Annotated in this window: 16 protein-coding genes; 12 read left to right on the forward strand and 4 right to left on the reverse strand. The window is 42.1% G+C overall.

Translation table 11 applies throughout. The features are described from left to right. Positions 1-92 precede the first annotated feature (92 nt). Positions 93-476 carry a DUF2809 domain-containing protein gene (locus ACESQI_RS03610; RefSeq protein ID WP_122202023.1) on the forward strand — a complete coding sequence of 128 codons (384 nt, stop codon included), beginning with the start codon at positions 93-95 and terminating at the stop codon, positions 474-476. A gap of 141 nt (positions 477-617) precedes the next feature. On the opposite strand, the gene ACESQI_RS03615 is transcribed toward ACESQI_RS03610, so the two are convergent. Further along, entirely contained in the window at positions 618-806 is a 189-nt protein-coding gene (locus ACESQI_RS03615) for a hypothetical protein (protein ID WP_007485725.1), read from the reverse strand. A gap of 210 nt (positions 807-1,016) precedes the next feature. Here ACESQI_RS03615 and ACESQI_RS03620 point away from each other — a divergent pair, with 210 nt between their 5' ends. Next, positions 1,017-1,742 carry a DUF6064 family protein gene (locus ACESQI_RS03620; RefSeq protein ID WP_007485723.1) on the forward strand — a complete coding sequence of 242 codons (726 nt, stop codon included), beginning with the start codon at positions 1,017-1,019 and terminating at the stop codon, positions 1,740-1,742. Between the two features lie 378 nt (positions 1,743-2,120). On the opposite strand, the gene ACESQI_RS03625 is transcribed toward ACESQI_RS03620, so the two are convergent. Next, the gene (locus ACESQI_RS03625; RefSeq protein WP_007485721.1) at positions 2,121-2,936 is read right to left on the reverse strand and encodes an SDR family oxidoreductase; all 816 of its coding nucleotides are present in this window, start codon (positions 2,934-2,936) and stop codon (positions 2,121-2,123) included. A gap of 372 nt (positions 2,937-3,308) precedes the next feature. Between ACESQI_RS03625 and ACESQI_RS03630 the strand changes: the two genes are divergently transcribed. The 10 genes from ACESQI_RS03630 (at position 3,309) to ACESQI_RS03675 (ending at position 18,616) form a co-directional block, all read left to right on the forward strand. Beyond that, complete coding sequence (locus tag ACESQI_RS03630) at positions 3,309-5,174, forward strand: hypothetical protein (protein ID WP_007485720.1); 1,866 nt, start codon at positions 3,309-3,311, stop codon at positions 5,172-5,174. 330 nt (positions 5,175-5,504) lie between these two features. Continuing rightward, a complete protein-coding gene (locus tag ACESQI_RS03635; protein ID WP_373125458.1) occupies positions 5,505-8,312 on the forward strand; it encodes a carboxypeptidase-like regulatory domain-containing protein in 2,808 nt (935 codons plus the stop codon). A gap of 18 nt (positions 8,313-8,330) precedes the next feature. Beyond that, the gene (locus ACESQI_RS03640; RefSeq protein WP_007485716.1) at positions 8,331-9,620 is read left to right on the forward strand and encodes a DUF4876 domain-containing protein; all 1,290 of its coding nucleotides are present in this window, start codon (positions 8,331-8,333) and stop codon (positions 9,618-9,620) included. Positions 9,621-9,648: 28 nt separating this feature from the next. Continuing rightward, positions 9,649-11,202, forward strand: coding sequence for a DUF6850 family outer membrane beta-barrel protein (locus ACESQI_RS03645; protein WP_122202026.1), 1,554 nt, complete (start codon positions 9,649-9,651; stop codon positions 11,200-11,202). Between the two features lie 191 nt (positions 11,203-11,393). Beyond that, on the forward strand, positions 11,394-14,411 hold the full coding sequence (locus tag ACESQI_RS03650; protein ID WP_007485712.1) for a hypothetical protein: 3,018 nt from the start codon (positions 11,394-11,396) through the stop codon (positions 14,409-14,411). Between the two features lie 322 nt (positions 14,412-14,733). Then, positions 14,734-15,333: an OB-fold nucleic acid binding domain-containing protein gene (locus ACESQI_RS03655; protein ID WP_007485710.1), complete on the forward strand. Its 600-nt coding sequence runs from the start codon at positions 14,734-14,736 to the stop codon at positions 15,331-15,333. Further along, a complete protein-coding gene (locus ACESQI_RS03660; protein WP_007485708.1) occupies positions 15,317-15,886 on the forward strand; it encodes a PepSY-associated TM helix domain-containing protein in 570 nt (189 codons plus the stop codon). Before ACESQI_RS03655 ends, ACESQI_RS03660 begins: the two co-directional genes overlap by 17 nt. Positions 15,887-15,916: 30 nt before the next feature. Continuing rightward, on the forward strand, positions 15,917-16,804 hold the full coding sequence (locus ACESQI_RS03665; RefSeq protein ID WP_007485706.1) for an ABC transporter ATP-binding protein: 888 nt from the start codon (positions 15,917-15,919) through the stop codon (positions 16,802-16,804). Between the two features lie 12 nt (positions 16,805-16,816). Further along, a complete protein-coding gene (locus ACESQI_RS03670; protein ID WP_007485705.1) occupies positions 16,817-17,485 on the forward strand; it encodes a hypothetical protein in 669 nt (222 codons plus the stop codon). A 69-nt stretch (positions 17,486-17,554) separates the two neighbouring features. Then, positions 17,555-18,616: a DUF4857 domain-containing protein gene (locus ACESQI_RS03675; RefSeq protein ID WP_007485704.1), complete on the forward strand. Its 1,062-nt coding sequence runs from the start codon at positions 17,555-17,557 to the stop codon at positions 18,614-18,616. On the opposite strand, the gene ACESQI_RS03680 is transcribed toward ACESQI_RS03675, so the two are convergent. Next, a complete protein-coding gene (locus tag ACESQI_RS03680; RefSeq protein ID WP_007485703.1) occupies positions 18,569-19,777 on the reverse strand; it encodes an ABC transporter permease in 1,209 nt (402 codons plus the stop codon). The two genes, ACESQI_RS03675 and ACESQI_RS03680, sit on opposite strands and share 48 nt — an antisense overlap. After that, complete coding sequence (locus tag ACESQI_RS03685; RefSeq protein WP_195660377.1) at positions 19,761-20,957, reverse strand: ABC transporter permease; 1,197 nt, start codon at positions 20,955-20,957, stop codon at positions 19,761-19,763. The genes ACESQI_RS03680 and ACESQI_RS03685 overlap by 17 nt, the downstream gene beginning before the upstream one ends. Positions 20,958-21,086 lie beyond the last annotated feature (129 nt).

Raw genomic sequence — 21,086 nt, forward strand, 5'->3', positions numbered from 1 at the left:
TTATATTATAAGTATTATAAATGAAATGATACCCGAAGCCTGCTTTTAGAGAAAGAGGGTTTCGGGATTCTTTTTTACAAGATATATCTATTATGAAATTACGTTTTTACTATCTCGCTTTATGGATACTTATAGTTGTTCTTGGACTCGGCTCACGGACTTACAGTGATTATTTGCCTTTATGGGTTGCTACTTATGCCGGGGATACACTGTGGGCTGCCATGGTATATTGGGGAATAAGTTTTCTTTTTCCTTTTACCCATTTATTGCGAAGAGCAACGATTGCTCTACTGTTTTCTTATTGTATTGAAGTGAGCCAGCTTTATCAGGCCGATTGGATAAATGTAATTCGGGGTACAACTTTGGGGGCTTTGGTTTTGGGACACGGATTTTTATGGTCTGATATGTTGTGCTATACAATTGGGGTTGGACTGGCAGTATTGATAGACTTCTTTTTTACTGCTCATAAGAGGTAACATGTAGGCATGAGCAAAACAGAATACTCTTTATTAGACAGAAGAACATAAGAACAAATAAGAAAACATGAGTTACATCATACTGTGAATATGTTCTTTTGTTCTTCTGTCTAAAAATAATTCTTTGGTCGTTTAGTTCCATTATATAGCGTTAGGAATTATTGCCGCGATATAACAATTATCATCCGGATATTCGGATTTAAAGATATTATAGGCTATACCTATTGCCTCTTCTGGCGAATCAGCTTCAATATTCTCCTTAATATTAAGAGATTCAATCTCTTTGCCTTCTTTTACGAGTACATAATAAATGATCACAACATACTTCATACCTTATGATATTTAAGTGCCGGAAATAGTGCCGGAAATACAAACATACGCCTTTTTATTCATAAAATCAAAATAAGTAATAGAAGTATTCTATGCAGAAATAAGCCTGTATGGATAAAAAAATAGATTTGAGGAGAGAAATAGGAAGCATTTTTATACTTTTGCGACCGATTTGGGATAAGATACAATCGCGCGAAGAAAATAAACGTTATGGATATATTTTGGAACACTATTGCGGGGTACAACTCGGCTACCTGGCTTTTTCAGTTGATAATTGTTATCATTGGTATCATTCTCACAGGGTTATTGTTGAGAAGGCCAGAGTCGTGGGTAAAGTTGTCGATGAAGTTTTATCTTATATTCCTTTACATATGGATTGCGGTGGTGTATTACTATATTTATTGTGCCGAACGTAGTTACAATGTTGTGATGGCTTTGTTTTGGGGAGTGATGGCCGTAATATGGATATGGGATACTTTGACCGGATATACTACATTGGAGCGTAGCCGTAAATATGATGGTCTGGCATATATCCTGCTGGCTATGCCTTTTATTTATCCTTTACTTTCTTTGGCACGCGGACTAACATTTCCGGGTATTACCTCTCCGGTGATGCCTTGTTCGGTAGTGGTATTTACTATCGGGTTGCTATTGTTGTTTGCTCGTAAAGTGAATATGTTTCTTGTACTTTTCCTTTGCCATTGGTCGCTCATCGGACTATCCAAGACCTATTTCTTTCATATTCCTGAGGATTTTTTGCTTGCCAGTGCTTCTGTGCCGGCACTTTATCTTTTCTTCAGAGAATATTTTCTGAACAGGTTGCATACCGATACACAACCCAGAGCTAAACTTATTAATTTATTACTTGTCTCTGTTTGTATTGCTTTGGGGGTTATTCTTACAGTTACCATGTTTCTACAACTGACTCCGGCCTAATCGTGTGGTCATTCTTGTCAAGAGCAGATTTATTGATTATTAACCTAAAAACAGTTTTTGGAGGAGAGAATATCTGTTTCATTGCAACACAGTAACATTTGCATCGCAACATATAAGGAAATGTGTCGTAACATACCAGCAAACGAATCGTAACATACCATGTAATTTTAAATAAGTACCGAAGAAATCTCGTTGAATACCCCGTTTATATGCCTTCAGGAGCCGGTGCAAAAAAATAAAGGAGAAAGTTGTGACTTCCTCCTTTACAAATGTTCTAACCGAATCTATTTTATGATTACGTTTACAAAGATAACCTGTTTCTTTATGAAAGTCAAGTAAATAAGGATTTATTTTACAGGAAACAGATACTTTTCTTTACTATTTCTTTATTTTATAAAATGTGCGCAGTGCATACCGGATGACCTTTCCCGGAAGCCAGCCCTTAACTTTGGCAAACATCACTTGCGACAACGGTCCGGTAAGTGTACGGAAAGGAGGGTTCTCTTTTTCTACTAATTTCAATACGGCGGTTGCAAACTTTGAAGGCGCGCAACCGTTTGTTTCAGCTTCTTCTATAATCTTTAGTGTATCTGTAAAGTATTGCCCGTAGTCGGAACTGTTCAGGGTGGCGGCAGAGATATTCCGGTTGGCTGTAAATCCTGTATTAAAATCTCCCGGTTCCACCACGCATACTTTGATACCAAATGGATGTACTTCCAGCGAAAGAGCTTCACTGTATCCTTCTATTGCGAACTTTGAAGCAGAATAAAAGCCCTGGTAGGGTACTGCTATTAGTCCTGCGATAGAACTGATATTGATTATCTTTCCTTTACGTTGCCTGCGCATGATGGGTAGTACGGAACGACATACACGAACCATACCCAGAAAATTCGTATCCATTTGCAGGGCAATTTCTTTATCAGTTGCCAGTTCCAGTGCACCGCCGATGCCCATGCCGGCATTGTTTATCAGTACATCAATGCGTCCCCGCTCTTTCATTATATGTTCCACTACGCAATGTATAGAACTGTTATCAGTAACGTCTGCAACAAGCATCGTCACATTTCCTTTGTTCTCGGTTTGCTTTCGGCTTGTGCCATATACGATATGTCCTTGTGCAGCGAGAGTTTGTGCCGTTATCTTTCCGAACCCCGAAGAGGCGCCGGTGATGAGTATAACTTGTGATTGTTTCATGAATTGTTTTTGATTTTGGGACAACAAAGATAGATATATTCTCTCATGGAGATGTATTCATGGAGATTAATTTACTTACTTTTCTGTTTGGATAATGATAGAAGGGAATGTGTATGGAAGTTCTTTTTTTACGTAATGCTATCATCATCAGGTGTTTCCTTTATCATCTGTTCGGTTAATTGTTACCTACTAATAGCTACTTTTGCTATAATACCCTTTTTAATATACCAATTAGTGACGATTGTGTACCCCGGTGCTTCTCTCTACCTTTACAACCCGTAATGTTCCGCTTTTTTCTGTATTTCTATCTGATAATAAATTACAGATATCCGCTCCGGAACTATTGACTATTTTAATTACACCTTTATTATTATGAATGAGAAAACAACTACTATTACTTTTATTTTTTGTCTGCTAACAGCAGGACTTACTGCCCAGAATCCCACTTTACAATGGGTTACTGCACAAGACGGTATGGGACTTGAAATTCCCCATGATATCAAACCTTCTTCGGATGGTAACGTGTTTCTTTTCAATGACTTTGCATCCAGCGCCCAGGAGAGTAGTTATGATCCTGACGGAGAGATTAACAAAGGGTACTCCAAAACTACAGATTATTATTATTACAATATTGCGGACGGTTCCGGAACCTCAGAGAAAACCTCTACCGGTGCACTTGATATGACAACTAAAGACGGGAACAAGAATATGACCCTCTATAAAGTTGATACCGACGGGCACCTTATCTGGGGAGTCTGCACCAATGCCGGATACTTTGATAGCGGTGGAGCCATAGCGCCTACGAATGATGGTGGTGCAGTGTTAGCTCTTAAAATGCGCCATTCTGAGAAAGGAGCCTATCGGAGTGATGTCATTTGTAGTTTCGTAGACAGTGAAGGTGTCGAAACTGTTGTGAACTGGGATGCTCCCGATTATGAAACATACGGTGGTGTTTACCAGCCCGTTATTGCTAAAATCAGTAAAGATGGCAAGATAGAATGGGCAAAACGTATTCCGGTGGATTATAAGGTAGTGACAATAGACGGAAGTAAAAAGAAACTTAGTGATAACTTTGAGATTAATGATATGGTGGCTGACGGAGATAATAATCTCTATCTGACAGGTGTTTACCGTACTTCTATAAACTTTGGACGCAGTGCCAATCTCAGTTCTCCCCACAATGTAGAAGGATGGAATGGAGATGTGCAAGGTACAGTGCCCGGTGATCTTTTTGTTGTGAAACTCAACGCTGCCGGAGAGGCTCAATGGGGGATAACCACCAAAGGGCAGATTACCAGTGAAACACCTAAAAGTATTTGCTTGTCCGGAGAAAATCTATATGTGAGCGGTTATCTACATGGTGATGGAGAAAAAGCGATCAGTCTGGGCAGCAGTCGTCTGGTTCCTACTGATAAGGATTGTCTTTTCTACAGTTGTATTTCTACAGCCGGTGATGTGAAATGGGCGCGTGTATTGCGATCGGTACAGCATCCTGTCACACAAGCCAGTGCTCGTGTGAAACCTACCTGTATCTCTGTTTCAGGGAATGATTTATATCTCGGAGGTTCTTTTTATGGCAATATGATGGAAGGCGATAAGGTATGGCTCGAAAATGATCTTCCAATGACGAACGGACTGCGTGCATATATACTAAAATGTAGTGCAGAAGACGGAACAGTGAAGAATGCGGTGAAAATAGAGGGAGGGCTGACGGAAGTAGAAGATATCCTGCCCAAGGATGGTAAACTACTGGCTCCGGGATATGATTTGTATGGTACTTCTAATCTTTATGTACTTGATGAAGTATTGGGAAACCTACAGACATATCCACTTAAGAACTCTTTAATGACAGCTACCCAGGGAGGTGTTCTTATAGGAAACCGTCTGATCTCGGCAATGAATGCTAATAAATCGGCAACCTTTCCGGGAAGTGACATGACATTGGAGGTGATTAATAATGGTGATGCCAACTACCGGGCCTGTGTCTTTACAGGGCATGATATCTCATCAATTGTAACGGGTATAGGGGATATACCTGCTGGTATTTCGGATGATACATTCCGTATATATTCCGGTCGGGGAGAAATAACCGTAGAGACTGCTACTGCCTGTCAAGTACGTATATATGGTATTGACGGCAGGCTTGTTGATAGTTTTTATGTTTCAGCGGGACGTACAGTTCATTCGTTGGCGGCAGGACTTTATATCGTAAACGGGTGTAAAACGGTAGTTCTTTAACGATAGGGGGATTCTCTGTTAATGATATGGAGTTAGAGAGACTATTATGCTTATGGGCTAAATCAAAACAGTTTCTTAATTTAAAACCCCAATAAACTTCGTCTATTAATATGATAAGTATTGATTCAAAATTAGTATACTCTATAATATGAATTTATTGAAACGTAAATGATCGCAGATTTTCGCAAATTAGATAGCTGCGTTCTGCTTGAAAACAATATTCCTTATAGGAAATCTGCGTTCATACGCGTTTATTTGCGTTTCAATAATAATCCGCTAAATAATCATTTAATGGTGATGTATTACTTATCTAAACTACTTTAAGATTTTATGAATCGCGAAACGATAATTTATAGTATTCTTTTGTGTATCACTTTTCTACTTCCCATACAGACCCTTGTAGCCGAAGATAAGATAATCTTTAGTGGTATAGTTCGGGATGCCATCACCCGGGAATCACTTCCTTATGCTACTATTCAGCTGGAAGGCAAACAACGGTATTCGGTCGTGGCGGGTGATAACGGAGACTTTCATCTGCCTGCAGTTATTCCGGGTTCTTATACACTTAAAGTTTCTTTTATCGGCTATGGACGTTACCAGAAAACACTTGATTTACAACGTAGCACTCATCTTACCATTTCTCTCCGGTCGGACAATCAACTGAACGAAGTAATCATTACCGCCACAGAATCCAAAGGCATCGTTACTACCTCCCGGATAGACCGTCCTGCTATGGCGCATCTTCAGCCCACCAGCTTCACCGATTTGCTTGAACTTCTTCCCGGTGGGATGTCACGTGACCCGGATATGGGAGCTGCCAATACAATGACTCTTCGTGAAACAGGAGGAATAGATTCTAATGGTAACAAGACTGCCGTGGGGAAGGATTATTCTATTACTTCACTGGGCACACTTTTCGTTGTCGATGGCATTCCTATTAATACGGATGCCAACCTGCAGGCAATACCCGGATCTGATGATACGGTGGAAAGTGGTCGCAATATAGTAAACCGGGGTGTGGATATGCGTTCTATCTCTACAGACGACATAGAAAGTGTAGAGGTAGTACGTGGTATTCCCTCTGCCGAATATGGCAATCTCACCAGTGGAATGATCAATATAAAGAAGATACGTAAAGTAACTCCTCTCAATGCACGTTTCAAAGCCGATGGGTACAGTAAGTTACTGGCTGTTGGAAAAGGTTTTGCACTACCTTGGAGCGAAGATCTTGTGATGAATGCCGATATCGGTTATCTTGATGCCAAACCCGATCCGCGCAATAATCTGGAGAACTATAAACGTATCAATGCTTCCCTGCGTTTCACATGGAACTGGAAACATGATACATGGACCATGCGTTATGAACCTGCCATCGACTATACCGGTTCCTTTGATAATGATAAGTTAGACCCTGAGCTGAATTATGGTAACACCGATACTTACAAGACCATTTATAATCGTGCTTCACTAACCAATAATTTCTTCTGGACATTCCCCCGGATAAAGGCCATTAAGGGAATAGGGTTAAACTCTTCTGTAAGTGCTCAGTTTGACCGTCTCGAACGCCGTAAGCTTGTTGCTCCGCAACGTTATGCTATTGTACCTTCTACGGTAGAAGGGGGAGAACATGATGCAACCTTACTTTTTAAAGAATATATTGCCGACTATCTGAGTGATGGTAAGCCTTTTGATATTTTCGTCAAATTGAAAGGAGATTTTACTTTTGGTCCCAGCTGGTTAACGAACAATGCCCGTACAGGTACGGAATGGGGTTATACCAAGAACTTTGGACGGGGAGAAGTGTATGATCTTAGCCGTCCGCTTTCTACCGGAGGATGGAGTAGTCGTCCGCGTGCTTACAAAGATATTCCGGCTTTACAGAACCTTGCTTTCTTTGCCGAGGATATAGCCACTGTACGTATGGGGACCCACAAGCTGGAAATAATGGGAGGATTGCGTGCCCTGTCGCTTATCGGTCTTGACAAACGATATACGCTGAATGGCAAGTTCTACCTCGACCCGCGTCTCAATGTCCAATGGGTCTTTCCTGCGATCCGTGTGGGAGGTCATGATCTCAACATCTCTTTGGGAGGTGGGGTAGGCTGGACCACCAGAATGCCTACATTGGACTATCTTTTCCCCAATAAGTATTATAACGACATCATTCAGTTGGGGTATTATGATGCTCTTCATCCGGAACAAAACAGCCGTTTCAACATACGTACGTATGTAGAAGATCGTACTAACTATGATCTTCGGGCCGCCCGTAATAAGAAGTGGGAGATTCGCACCGATTTTGCTTACAATGGAAACCGCCTCTCGGTGACTTATTTCCGGGAGACGATGAATTCCGGATTCCGTTATATGGCTTCTTATGCTTCTTATTTTTACAAGAAGTATGATGATGGTAACATAGTAAGTTCCGAACTTCAGGGACCACCCGATCTGGCAGACCTGCCATATACCGAAACAAAAAAACTGGATGGGTATTCAAAGGCAGCCAATGGCAGTTATTTACTTAAAGAAGGAGTAGAGTTCTTGTTTAACTCTAAACGTATAAAGCCCTTACGTACAGCTATAAACGTAAGTGGCGCTTGGTTTCGTTCCACGTATACTAATAGCCTGCCTACGTTTCGTACGGTTAGTGAAGTAGTAAATGACGTATCTATTTCCGACCGTTATGTGGGACTCTATGATTGGAACGATGGCAATACTTACCAACAGTTCAACACCAATCTGATGCTGGATACACAAATACCGGAATGGGGATTGATTTTCTCTACCTCTGTGCAGTGTATGTGGTTCACCAGCAAACAAACCAAATACAAAGAAGGCGTCCCTATGGCTTATCTCTCTGCCGAAGATGGTCAGTTACATCCATATACCGATGTTTCCCGGGAAGATCTTTATTTGCAGCACCTCATCATCCCGTTTAGTTCGGGGATGTTTGATAAGTACACTGTGCCTATGGCTTTTTACGTCAACCTTAAAGCAACCAAGAAGATAGGCAAATATATGAGTCTCTCATTCTTTGCCAATAGGTTGCTGGATTATACTCCCGACTTTACGAGCAATGGGCAGACGATTCGTCGGAATGTAAATCCGTATTTCGGTATGGAATTGAATTTTACTTTATAAGTGTTTATTTGAAAGATTATGAAATATAGAAAAGTTATCAACCTCCTGGCTTTAGCAATGGTATTGACCGTTACTGCCTGTAATGATTCAGAGGATGTTTCCCGCACTACCGCTGGGATTACGATTAATTTTCCCGAAGGTATATCAGCCGGAGCTGTATCACATGATACGTTGACCTTTGTCAATGTTGCTACCGGTGAATCGGTTAAAATACCCGCATCCCAAACTCCTGTATTACCTCAAGGGCTTTACAACTGCTTCTATAAAGCGGATGTTACTTACCAGGAAAACGGAGATCAGATAGAAGGACGTTTACGCGGAGCCAGTGAGTCTGTAAAACTGATTGGCAGTGAGACTTCTTTTACGATGAACACTCATTTACTTATTGATGAGAATGATTTTATCATTGAAGAGATCTTTTTTACCGGAACACTACGTGCGAGTAATAAGCAGTATTATGGCGACGATTATGTGAAGATATATAACAATACAGACCGTATACTCTATGCCGATGGGCTGGCATTGGTGGAGTCTAAGTTTATTTCTACAGAAAAGTATGACTATACTCCGGATATCCGTGAGGATACAATGACGGTACATGCCATCTATGTAGTGCCGGGAAGCGGTAAAGAACATCCGGTTCTTCCCGGGCAGAGTATGATTTTGTGTGATACCGGGATCGATCATCGCGTAGCCAATCCGAACTCCTTTGATCTGAGCGCCGCCGATTTTGAATGGTATGATGTTTCTACGGAACCCAATAATATGGATATTGACAGTAAAACCGTACCTAATCTGGATAAGTGGTATTGTTATACGTTATCTTTTTGGGTACTTCATAATCGTGGTTTCCGTTCGTATGCACTGGCGCGGATCAATACCTCTAAAGAAGACTATCTGAAGAAATATTTCTATCGCTATAACTACATCATGCAACTGCCGCAAGGCAACTACCCGATGACACAAAAGGCATATAAACTTCCCAACGACTGGATTGTGGACGGAGTGAATTGCAGCGTCGGGACAGAGCGGGTATGGAATGTTCTTCCGCCTACGGTGGATGCCGGGTGGACTCATTGTGGTAAGATGGATAAAGATCCTACACGATACTTTAAGAGTGTACGGCGCAAGATGCTTTATCTTGACGATAAGGGAAACCGTGTACTTCAGGATACCAATAATTCTACGGATGACTTTAACACAGAGTGTGTACCTTCCATCATCGAGCAGCAACATACGGCTATGAATGCCGATGGTACAATTGCAGAGATAGTGACGTATGACGGAGTACAACCGGTAAGGAACTGAGATGTATCTATATAGAACAAAATACATAATGGGCAGAATCGTTATCATTATTATATTATTTTCTGCAGGCTGCCGAGGCGTGTATGCTGCTGATAGTTTATCGGTGCAGCGTCGTATAAATGCCAATCAGTCATCGGCAGAAAAGGATTTCTTTTCATTAGTTTATACCAATCCTGCAATGAAATTCAGGCAGTATACTTATACGTTGAACGAACTCCGTGCAGGAGGGGAGTATCGGCACGAACAGCAGCCTTTTGTTATTCAGGAAGGCAATGGCAGACGAATGGGACTGGTTGATGTCAATTCTTTCATCCGTAAGGGGCAGAGTAGTCTTTGGGGAGAGGCCCGTTACGTGAATGGAAAGAAGTTGGGACGCAACTGGAATGAAACATCCGACTACACGTTGCTCTATCCCTATGTTATGGGCGATACGGTAGGAGGAAATCTAAAGTCCGAACAATACTACTTTGCCGGAGGATATGCCCGGCAGACCGGACGTTTCACCTTTGGAGTTGATGCTTCTTATTGTGCTAATATTGAATACCGTAATGCCGATCCCCGTCCCAAAAACTTAACGGGTGATTTGAATGTAGCTGTTGGCGTAGTAACGAAATTAGGGGCTTCGTACGTTGCGGGTGTTTCGCTTCGTGCACGTAAGTATAAGCAGACCAATGAGCTGGTTTTCTATAACGAATTGGGTGTTCCCAATATCTATCACCTCACAGGGATGGGTACTGATTATTATCGTTTTCGTGGTAACAGGGGAAAAACGTTTTATAAAGGAAGGGCCTTTGGCGGAAGTATTAATCTGTTACCTTATGAGGCCGGTACAACAGGATTCACGGCTTCGGTGGCTTATGACTACTTCACTTTTGATAAAATAATTTCTTCACTCAATGAACTGCCTATGGCAGAGGTGGGCGAACATACAGTGAAAGCCGAGGCAGCTTGGCGCAATCTTTCTACAGTATATCAATGGGGAGTAAAAGGAGAAGCTTCTTTCGTCAAACGTACAGGTACGGAAAATCTGTTTGGTGATGCGGCTAATAATACTTATCCTCTGATTGCTTCGGAGAAGATGTATTATAATGATGTGGCTCAAGTGGGGCTTTCGGGCTTTTATGAACATATTAGTGCGGGAGATGTGCGGTACTCCATACTACCCGCTGTGAAGTACAGAAGTATACGTACGCGTTATGTATATCCGAAACGGCAGATGGATATTAATCATCTGACTGGTGAGATCTTATTGCGTGCTTCTCGCCCTTACGGGCGTTACCTGTTGCAGGGTGAGGTAGGTGCTCTTTATACAGCTTCTGTTTCTCCGTCTTTACTTTTATCCGGTACTTCCCACACAGGGGAGTCTCAGCAGGCGATGGATGAAGGGCTTAATGCACCTGTGTATAGTAACTATCGCTATCTTTCAGAAGATAACGCTTTGATCTGTGTGGCTGTTCGTTGTGATTATTCTCCGCGAACCAGTTACAGTCTTTTCCTTGCCGTTCGCTATGAGCATGGATGGCAACAGGCCGGGAAAATGGCTTCTGATTATGTTACGGCTTCTGTTGGGGTAGCCTTTTAGAGTTGACAATTTGACAGTTGACAATTGACAGTTACTATGCAGTGTGACCATACAATCTGATTTTTTTTCAGAGAGGAAGGAGGAGAAAGATTTCGATCCGGTTGGTTTGTTCTACGCAGCTCAATTGGCATATTGGCACATTATTTAATAGGCATATTATTCAATTATTTATAATTAAAAACAAGAATTAAATGAAAAAACAATTACTTCTCATCTCCGGGACACTGATGCTGACGGCAGCATTGCTCCCGGCATCTGTCTCTGCTGCAAACTGGACGGATGACAGTCAAAAACCAGATACCCTTTGGTATACGGAACATAAATCTGCGACAGAATATACATTAACGAAGCCTGAAGAGCTTGCCGGACTTTCTATTCTGGTGAATACATATAAGTATACCTTCGATGGAAAAACGGTGAAGTTGGGTAATGATATCGATCTTACTGCAACAGTGGATGACGCACCGGTATTATGGACACCGATTGGTAACTATATCCGCAATAGAACAGAAATCTATTTCCAGGGTACTTTTGACGGACAAGGACACACCATTGACGGTGTAAATGTGAGTGGGGATGTGGATTGTTCCGGTTTCTTCGGTGCTCTCAACAAAGCTATTATACGCAATGTGACAATCGGTGAAAAGTCAAAGTTTACAACTACCAAAACGGTTGCCGTTGCCGGTGCTTTGGCAGCTTCCGTAATCGAAAGCCGCATCATCGGATGTACCAACCGGGGCGAAGTTTCTGTCATTAAAAACCAGAATATACATATTGGTGGACTGGTAGGAGCGGCACGTGCCAAATGCTACGTTGCTAATAGCCGGAACTATGGAAACATTGATAATGGCGGATATGTAGGAGGAATTTGCGGATATATTCAGGCGGACACTCTGGTGAACTGTGTGAACTACGGAGAGATTAAGGAAGCTTCCAACAAAGCAGGCGGACTTACCGGGTATGGCTATGGTGATTATCAGGTACTCAATTGCATCAATGCCGGAAAGGTAATCAATGGTGGCGGTATTATCGGACAGGCTGCCGGAGGAATGTCTGCCGCTGCATTGAAAGGACGAATGGCAAACTGTGTAAATCTGGGTGAAGTAAGCGGTACAGGACATAGTATCGTTATGACAACTACACATACTACCCTTATTCGTAATTATTCGATAGATAACGGGTTGTCTGCCGGAACCATTCCTTTTACCGTACTTACAGATGAGCAATTGAAAAGTGAGAAACTGGCAAAAGAACTGACTCTTGGTGCCGGTTACGAGAACCAACGTACCGGAGGAACACTGGGTGCTGTTACATGGACATCTGTTGCAGGTGAATATGTGGCATTAGGTAATGATGCTGCTACTCAAACCTACCGGGTCAGTATAGTGCCTACTCTGTTGGGTGAACTATCTGCATCTCCTTTGGCTTCGGATGACGCAATGTCTCTTTACAGTGAAGCCGGTGCTCAGGTTGTTCTTGCCGTAACTGCTTATCAGGGATACAATTTCTCCGGATTTAAATTGGGTGAAGAAGCCAAAACCGGTAATACATTTGCAATGCCTGCAGAAGATGTAAAGATAGAACTGCTCTTTAATGCAGGTACAGCCACCACATGGGCGGATATGGCACAACATGCTGTTGCTTCTACCGACTATAAACTGGATGGCACGGCCTATGAGGTATATACAGCTAAAGGGCTTGCTTATGTTGCATCTAAAGTGAATGCCGGAGAAACGAATATTGAAACGACTGTTAAGCTGATGTCTGATATTGATCTTGGTGTGAACAATGCGGCAGGTGAAACCTTATTATGGGTACCTATAGGAACTGAGACGAATAAGTTTGGTGGAATCTTTGATGGTAATGACTTTTCGATACAGAATATGTATATCAATGCCACTATAAAATATGCCGGATTATTTGGATCTGCCAGTGGTGCTGAGATTAAGAATGTGAGTATTGCTGCCAATTGTAAGCTTTCTTCTACACAACAATATTTCGGTGCTGTGGCAGGAGGTATAAGCAATACTGTTATCACAAACTGTCACAATGCTGCTGCAATTGAAGCATCGGGAATGTACGTAGGTGGTATCGTTGGAGACGCTATTGGTGCACAAACAGTTATTTCTCTCTGTTCTAATACAGGTACTATTACTTCAACCAATATGATGGTAGGCGGTATTGCCGCACGCCTTGGTGATAATAATGCCGTTTGTACAATATACAACTGTTTTAATACCGGTGCTCTTTCCGGTAAAGGAACAGTTGGAGGATTGGTTGCTATGTTGCAGTCACCTACTGCAGGACCGGCGCGTAGTCTTATCGCTAATAGCTATAATACAGGTGTGATTACTTCTGCTGCAAATGCGGCCGGAGGTATTGTAGCCATGATCAATGCTTATTCTGAAGTAAAAAATTGTATTAACTCAGCTACAGTAACAACCGCTGTTAAGTATGCAGGTGGAATTGTAGGACAGAATACCAGTAAAGATAAGCCGGGTATTATTACACGCAGCTATTATCTGGAAAACACTGTTACTGCCGCTACAGATCTCAACTCAGAAGGAAATGCTCTTACTGAAACTGAAATGTATGGAAGTGCTATTGCTACCGAAATGTCTGGTTTTGCCGGATATCTGAATAATATTGAATTGACTACCTATCTGCAATGGACTTCTTCTAAAACATCCTGTCCTACTTTCGGTACAAAGAATACAGTATCGACTCCTGCCTATATATTTACAGTAGAAGAACCGGAGCATGGAACTTATACACTGACCAAGCCCGTTGCCGTACTTGCCAAAGATTCTGCTACTTTCTTCCTGAAGCGAAACATAGCAGTAGAATTAGCCGTTACACCGGACAACGGTTATGAGTTTGAAGCTTTACGTGTTAATGGCGTATTGCTGGCTGAAGGAGTGAAAACATTCCGTACTGCTGCCGAAAATACAACAGTTGAGATTGTTTTCCGTTCCACAGGAGGAACAGGCATTACGGATACGGATCTGTCAAAAGAAGTACAGGTTTGGGCAACCGATGCAACACTGCATATGATACTTGCCCAATCAGCTTCTGTTCTTGTCTCAACTATGGATGGACGCATTGTCATGCGTGAGCAGATGCAGGAGGGTACTTATGAGTATGCTCTACCTCGTGGATTCTATATTGTGAAAGTAGAAAATACTTCTTATAAAGTTTATGTGAGATAAATAGTTTTGTGTTTTTTATAGCATACGGATAAGACCGGATCAGATAAGGCGGATGACGACGGAGCAGATTTTTTCTTTGATTATCAATAAACAAGATAAAAGATCCGTTGTCATTCGTTTTATTTTATCCGTCTTATCCGTGTGTTATGAGAACATAACGCAGCATTGATTCAATACCGCTTTCGTTGTTTTACCTAATTATGGGTACATCTATTGTCTTGTCTAAGTGGAGAATACCTATTTCGGGGTATTTATATCCATAGCAGGATGTGTAACTTTGCAGAGTTTATAACATTCATTTACATATACTAAAACAAAAATAATGAAAACCAGAAGAATTACTATTATTGCTGCTATTGCAGCCCTCGTTTTTGTAGGTACTTCCTGTGGAAACAAAACACAGAAAACTTCTCAGGAAGAAGTGACTACAGTAGAACAATCCGCCAACAGCGGTGCTCTCGAAATAGATAATCTGCTTGCCGATGCAGAATCACTTGCCGGACAGGAGGTGACCGTGGAAGGAGTTTGTACACATATATGCAAGCATGGCGGTCGTAAAATCTTTCTGATGGGGAGTGATGATACACAAACGATTCGTGTTGAAGGCGGTAGTGTCGGTAAGTTTGACCAGAAATGCGTTAATTCGATTGTTCGTGTCACCGGAACATTGAAAGAACAGCGTGTGGATGAAGCATATTTGCAAAATTGGGAGTCGCAACTTAAAGCTAAGGCTGCCGAGAAACATGGTGAAGGTGAAGCTGCTTGTAGTACAGAGAAGAAAGCCCGCGGTGAGACAGCCAATACCCCTGAAGCACGTATTGCTGATTTTCGTGCAAAGATAGCGGATCGTAAGGCTAAAACGGGAAAAGATTATTTGTCGTTCTATTTCCTTGAAGCATCCTCTTATGACATTCAAGGGTAATAATATCCGGAAGTGGAGTCGCGTTATACATCGCGACTTTTCTTTCTTTTTTTCAGGAATGTTATTGATATATGCTATATCCGGTATCGTGATGAATCACCGGGATACGATAAATCCCAATTATTCGGTAGAACGACGCGAATATACTGTTACTACCCCTCTGCCTCAAAAAGCAACCATGGATAAAACAGCGGTGCTTACTCTTCTGCAACCATTGGGCGAAGAAAAAAACTATACCAAGCATTACTTTCCCCAGCCGGAGATAATGAAGGTGTTCCTCAAAGGTGGATCTAACCTGCAGGTAAATGTACAGACAGGAACTGCCGTCTACGAATCTGTGACCCGTCGCCCCTTCTTGAGTGCTGTGGTCCGTCTTCACTATAACCCCGGACAGTGGTGGACTGTCTTTGCCGATATCTTTGCTGTTGGCCTTATCCTGATTACTGTTTCCGGTATCATCATGCTCAAAGGTAAAAAAGGAATTGCCGGGCGGGGAGGGATAGAGTTGGTAGCAGGAATACTTATTCCACTGGCATTTCTCTTCTTTTTCTAATCAGAATTTTATAGTAATAATTACAAATAAATGGAACCAATCATAGAATGTAACAACCTGACCCATTACTACGGCAAACGGTTAATATATGAAAATCTAACTTTTAGTGTACCTAAAGGGCGTATTCTCGGTCTGTTGGGGAAGAATGGTACAGGCAAAACCACTACTATTAATATTTTGAGTGGCTATCTGAAACCCCGTTCGGGAGAGTGCCGTATTTTTGGACAGGATATTCAGACAATGGAACCTTCATTACGTCGCAATATCGGACTGCTGATTGAAGGTCATGTGCAATACCAGTTCATGACCATTACCCAAATAGAAAAATTTTATGCCGCCTTTTATCAGGGACAATGGAAAAAGGAAGCCTATTATGAGCTGATGAATAAGCTGCAAGTTGCTCCCGGACAACGTATCTCACGTATGTCCTGCGGACAGCGTTCGCAGGTTGCTTTAGGGCTTATACTTGCTCAAAATCCAGAGTTGTTAGTACTCGATGATTTCTCTTTGGGACTCGATCCCGGTTATCGTCGTCTGTTTGTGGATTACCTGCGTGACTATGCCCGTGCCGAAAATAAAACCGTTTTTCTCACCTCCCATATTATACAAGATATGGAGCGGCTTATAGATGACTGCATTATGATGGACTATGGTAAGATTCTGATTCAGAAACCGGTTGGAGAATTACTTGATAAGGTACGCCGTTTTACATGGACGGTACCGGAGGGATATACTTGCCCTTCTATAGAAAGGCTTTATCACCCTTCCGTGATACGTAATACGCTTGAAACATACTCGTTTCTTTCACCGGTTGAAGTAGAAAGTTTACTGAATGTAAAGGGAATACCTTTCACTGATGTTCATAGTGAACGTGTCAATTTGGAAGATGCTTTTATTGGACTGACTGGTAAATATTAAATGAAGAACATTATGAACGCTATATTTTATAAAGAATGGATCAAGACCCGCTGGTATCTGTTGCTGGCCGGAGTCGTTACACTGGGTTTTGCCGGATACAGCATGTTGCGTATAAATCGGGTTGTAGAACTAAAAGGAGTAGAACATGTATGGGAAGTAATGTTGCAACGTGACGCGGTATTTGTAGATTTACTGCAATATATACCATTGCTTGTCGGGTTACTACTGGCCGTGGTACAGTTTGTGCCCGAAATGCATCGTAAATGTCTCAAATTGACACTTCATTTACCCTATTCACAACTGCGTATGGTAGCTTCTATGTTGTTTTATGGGTTATTATCACTGATCGTGTGTTTTGCACTCAATTTTCTGTTGATGGCTGTCTATCTGGAAAGTATTCTTGCTTCCGAACTTGTGCGCCATATCTTACTTACAGCTGTTCCGTGGTATCTGGCAGGTGTTTCCGCCTATCTGCTTGTTTCCTGGGTCTGCCTTGAACCGGCTTGGAAGCGTCGCATTCTGAATCTGATTATTACCGTATTGGTTTTGCGTGTGTTCTTTTTGTCTGCTACCCCCGAAGCGTATAACAGCTTCTTGCCCTGGCTTACCCTCTATACATTGTTAATAGCAGGTTTTTCATGGCTCTCTGTCATTCGCTTTAAGGAAGGGAAGCAAGACTAATACTATCCGTACAGGAAGATTCAGCTTCTCAAGATTAAAATCATATTTACTTTCATAAACTAATTGATAATGAAACGTTTCAGCCAAATATTACTTTATGTGACCATTGTTTTGCTACTGGTGTGGCAATTGCCCTGGTGCTATAACTTCTTTACTTCCAAACCGGAGAAGACTCCTTTTACCCTGTATAGCTTTGTCATCGACGATTTTGCCATGATGGGACAGGAAGGCGACAAGGGCATGGTTCGGCGTGATCTTTCGGGTAATACCTATACGCAGGCACAGTTTGACAGTATTTTGCCCATGTTTTATGTTCGTCAGCTAATGGCGGATGAACGATTTCCGGATACTATAAATGGAGTACCTGTAACTCCGCGGTTGGTACAAATGGAGAACTTTAATTTCCGTACTGTTCCTTCGGATATCAATGCTCCTCGTATCGGATTATACCCGTTACTGGAATCTATGTCCGGTCGTGTGGATCTGAAAATGCCCGGTGATGTATTTCGTATTACTGATACCGGAATTGAGTTCGTCACTATTGCCTCCAATACTATTGACCATGAAAAGAGTAGTCGTTTCACGGAGGCGATGAAGAAGAAAGGCTTTGTTTTTCCGGCTCTTGAAATTTCGGGTAATCCCACTACACGTAAAGACTATGACGAAGGATACATGCTACTGGATGCCAACCGGCATTTATTTCACTTGAAACAAGTGAAAGACCGTCCTTATGTTCGGGCTGTGGATTTACCTGCCGGATTAGAGTTGAAGCATCTTTTTATCACTGAGTTTAAAAACCGTAAGACACTGGCTTTTATGACGGATGTAAACAATACTCTTTATGTACTTAATAACAAGACATATGATGTAGTGAAAGTCGGCATTCCTGCTTTTAATCCTGAAGCAGATGCAATGACTGTTATGGGTAATATGTTTGACTGGACCATACGAATAACGAGACCTCATACAGAACTTTATTATGCGGTTGACGCCAATGATTACTCATTGATAAAAGTAATGGAGTTACCAGCTTCCGAACTGTCAGTGGCAGAGAAGGTAGGAAAATATATCTTTCCGCTTCGTTTATCCTTTACTTCCGGTACTGATAAATACGTGCGTGCCCGTTTTTAATTTCTCTTTATATACCCATACAGCCAGCCCGAAGTATACCACAGTCTGTACCCACAGCGTGATATATTCCGGGCGTATATCTGCCATGTTTCCTCCCATAGAGTTTAGTTTTACAAAAGCAAGTGTGCCCGGTGCTGCCGGTATAATATAATGTGCCATTTTCCAATACCACGGCATTAATTCCATGGGATAGGATACTCCGGAGAGGAAAATCAATCCCACGGAGAAGAAAGCAATCATCAGCAGAGGAGCTTCTGAGTCGGTAAACCAGCGTGAAGCTGCCAGCCCGAAGAAACTGGTTGCCAGCAGGTAGGGGATGAGCATGATTATAATATCCTTGCCACTGCCTATATTGGGAATACTAAAGAAGTGGGGTAACAATCCCAGTAGAAAGAAAGCGAACAGAGCATACAGCATGCAATAAACAAATGTTTTTCCTGTAACGATACGTGCTGCAGTTTTCCATCCCGTTCCAAATGGGAGGTAGGCACGTATGCCGCCTGTTTGATATTCATCTCCCGTCACCATACCAATAACCATTAGTAATGTCTGAAAGATAATGACCATCATTACCGCCGGAATAAGATAAGAACCGTATCCTTCGGTATAGTTGTACAATGCTGTACCTGAGATATTGACAGGCTTTGCCATAGCTACAGCTATCAGGCCTTGCGGAGGTAGAAATACGGTACCATCCGGGCGATAGGCATCATTAATGGCAAGCATCACCCGTGATGATGCTTCCTGTAGAGCTTCGTAATAAAGAAAGGCATCTGTAGTGGCATAGAGTGAGAATATGGCTTCTTCTCCTCGAAATACCCGATCTTCGAAGTTGTGTGGCAAATACAGAATACCTTGTATTTTTCCTTCCTTCATCCATTCCTGTGCCTCATGATAATCCATTGCCTGTGCATAGATTTCTATTTGTGGTGTGGCATTCAGCCAGCGTATGTATTGCCGGCTCAAACTACTGTGTGAATTATCTACCACAGCAATAGGAGCTTTGGTAACAATGTTCGGGGCATACATATAGTTGTAGAGTAATCCGTATACAAAGATACCTCCCATCAGCACTAATAGCACGGCATAACTGGTGCTAATAGCACGAAATTCGCGTGTGATAATAAATGACAGTTGTGAGAGTTTATTGGATGTTTTCATACTTATGACTGATTATAGCCCGTTTCAGGTGGGGGAGCATCATTAACGCTAATAACGGGAAGATGCAAAGAAAAACGGCCGAAGGCCATAGATGGACGAATCCACCACCGGAATAGAGCATAGTTTGTACAATTTCTGTAAAATGACGTATTGGAAAGAGGTATGAAGCATCTCTTACCAAAGGATACATATTGGCCACCGGGAAAGTAACCCCGGACAATGTTGCTCCCAGTGAACCTACCATAGATACAATGCTGATGATGAGTGCCACTGCCGGAAACAGGGAGAAGATGAACAGTGCCAGTGCTTGAGTTGCTATCACAAAAAGTACGGTCATTGTATTCATCAGCAGCCAACTACCATGAAAGGGAATATGCAGTATACCAAACATAACATAATTGCCGAGTATACCAATAAGACTGAAAATGATGGTGTAGGGCAAGAGTTTACCCATGATGGCGCTCACCATGTTTCCTTTTGCTACGGCAAGCCAGTTGTCTCCGGTGCGGAACTTGATTTCACTACCTACACTGTACACTGTGACGAGCAATATGAGTACCTGAAACAATACAAAAAAGAAGGGTTGGCTCAGGTAAACCGAGTAGTCCAGAGACGGATTGTATATAGGATGATCATTTGCCTGCACAGGCAGGAGGAATGTTTCTATTTGTTGTTCGTTTACTCCTAATACTACGGCCTGCATTGCTATAGGAGATAATGCTACCGGTGCAAGCGATGTTTCGAATGCAGCCATTAGCTCGCCACCTACTGAGAGCAATGCATAATGATAATAATAGGAGAGAGTGGCCTCATTACCTGTTGTAGCATCCTGCTCAAAATTGTGAGGGATGGAGAGATAACCATATATCTCTTTACGCTGTACCGCTTCACGGGCGGCAGCTTCATTGGTAAAGTGGCAGGTCACCTTGAAAGTGGGTACTGCAGATATATTTCTTGCTATTGTCCGTGAAGTTGCCGTGTTGTCCTGATCGACTATGCCGATAGGTATATTCTCCATTTGTCCGTTGCCGAAGATAGTAGCCATAAAGAAGAGGGTGAACAATGGCAAGATGATACAGACGCCAAAATAAAGGCGTCGCGAGGTCATCCGTATCCATTCACGACGTAGGACGGAGATTAGTTGATAGTTGGAAGTTGTATGTTGAGAGTTATTGGTCATAAGTAGTACTTCAAATTTAGTTCATACTATGTGACAGCGTTTTATTGAAACGCAAATGATCGCAGATTTTCGCAGATTAAATGGCTGCGTTATACTTGAGCGATGATATGCTTTACGTGAATCTGCGAG

The organism is Bacteroides sp. HPS0048 (assembly GCF_964240755.1).
GTDB classification, from domain to species: Bacteria; Bacteroidota; Bacteroidia; order Bacteroidales; family Bacteroidaceae; genus Bacteroides; species Bacteroides nordii.

Coding starts and splice junctions, on each gene's coding strand:
- ACESQI_RS03610 (WP_122202023.1), top strand. CDS start 93: ATGAAATTACGTTTTTACTATCTCGCTTTATGGATACTTATAGTTGTT.
- ACESQI_RS03615 (WP_007485725.1), bottom strand. CDS start 806: ATGAAGTATGTTGTGATCATTTATTATGTACTCGTAAAAGAAGGCAAA.
- ACESQI_RS03620 (WP_007485723.1), top strand. CDS start 1,017: ATGGATATATTTTGGAACACTATTGCGGGGTACAACTCGGCTACCTGG.
- ACESQI_RS03625 (WP_007485721.1), bottom strand. CDS start 2,936: ATGAAACAATCACAAGTTATACTCATCACCGGCGCCTCTTCGGGGTTC.
- ACESQI_RS03630 (WP_007485720.1), top strand. CDS start 3,309: ATGAATGAGAAAACAACTACTATTACTTTTATTTTTTGTCTGCTAACA.
- ACESQI_RS03635 (WP_373125458.1), top strand. CDS start 5,505: ATGAATCGCGAAACGATAATTTATAGTATTCTTTTGTGTATCACTTTT.
- ACESQI_RS03640 (WP_007485716.1), top strand. CDS start 8,331: ATGAAATATAGAAAAGTTATCAACCTCCTGGCTTTAGCAATGGTATTG.
- ACESQI_RS03645 (WP_122202026.1), top strand. CDS start 9,649: ATGGGCAGAATCGTTATCATTATTATATTATTTTCTGCAGGCTGCCGA.
- ACESQI_RS03650 (WP_007485712.1), top strand. CDS start 11,394: ATGAAAAAACAATTACTTCTCATCTCCGGGACACTGATGCTGACGGCA.
- ACESQI_RS03655 (WP_007485710.1), top strand. CDS start 14,734: ATGAAAACCAGAAGAATTACTATTATTGCTGCTATTGCAGCCCTCGTT.
- ACESQI_RS03660 (WP_007485708.1), top strand. CDS start 15,317: ATGACATTCAAGGGTAATAATATCCGGAAGTGGAGTCGCGTTATACAT.
- ACESQI_RS03665 (WP_007485706.1), top strand. CDS start 15,917: ATGGAACCAATCATAGAATGTAACAACCTGACCCATTACTACGGCAAA.
- ACESQI_RS03670 (WP_007485705.1), top strand. CDS start 16,817: ATGAACGCTATATTTTATAAAGAATGGATCAAGACCCGCTGGTATCTG.
- ACESQI_RS03675 (WP_007485704.1), top strand. CDS start 17,555: ATGAAACGTTTCAGCCAAATATTACTTTATGTGACCATTGTTTTGCTA.
- ACESQI_RS03680 (WP_007485703.1), bottom strand. CDS start 19,777: ATGAAAACATCCAATAAACTCTCACAACTGTCATTTATTATCACACGC.
- ACESQI_RS03685 (WP_195660377.1), bottom strand. CDS start 20,957: ATGACCAATAACTCTCAACATACAACTTCCAACTATCAACTAATCTCC.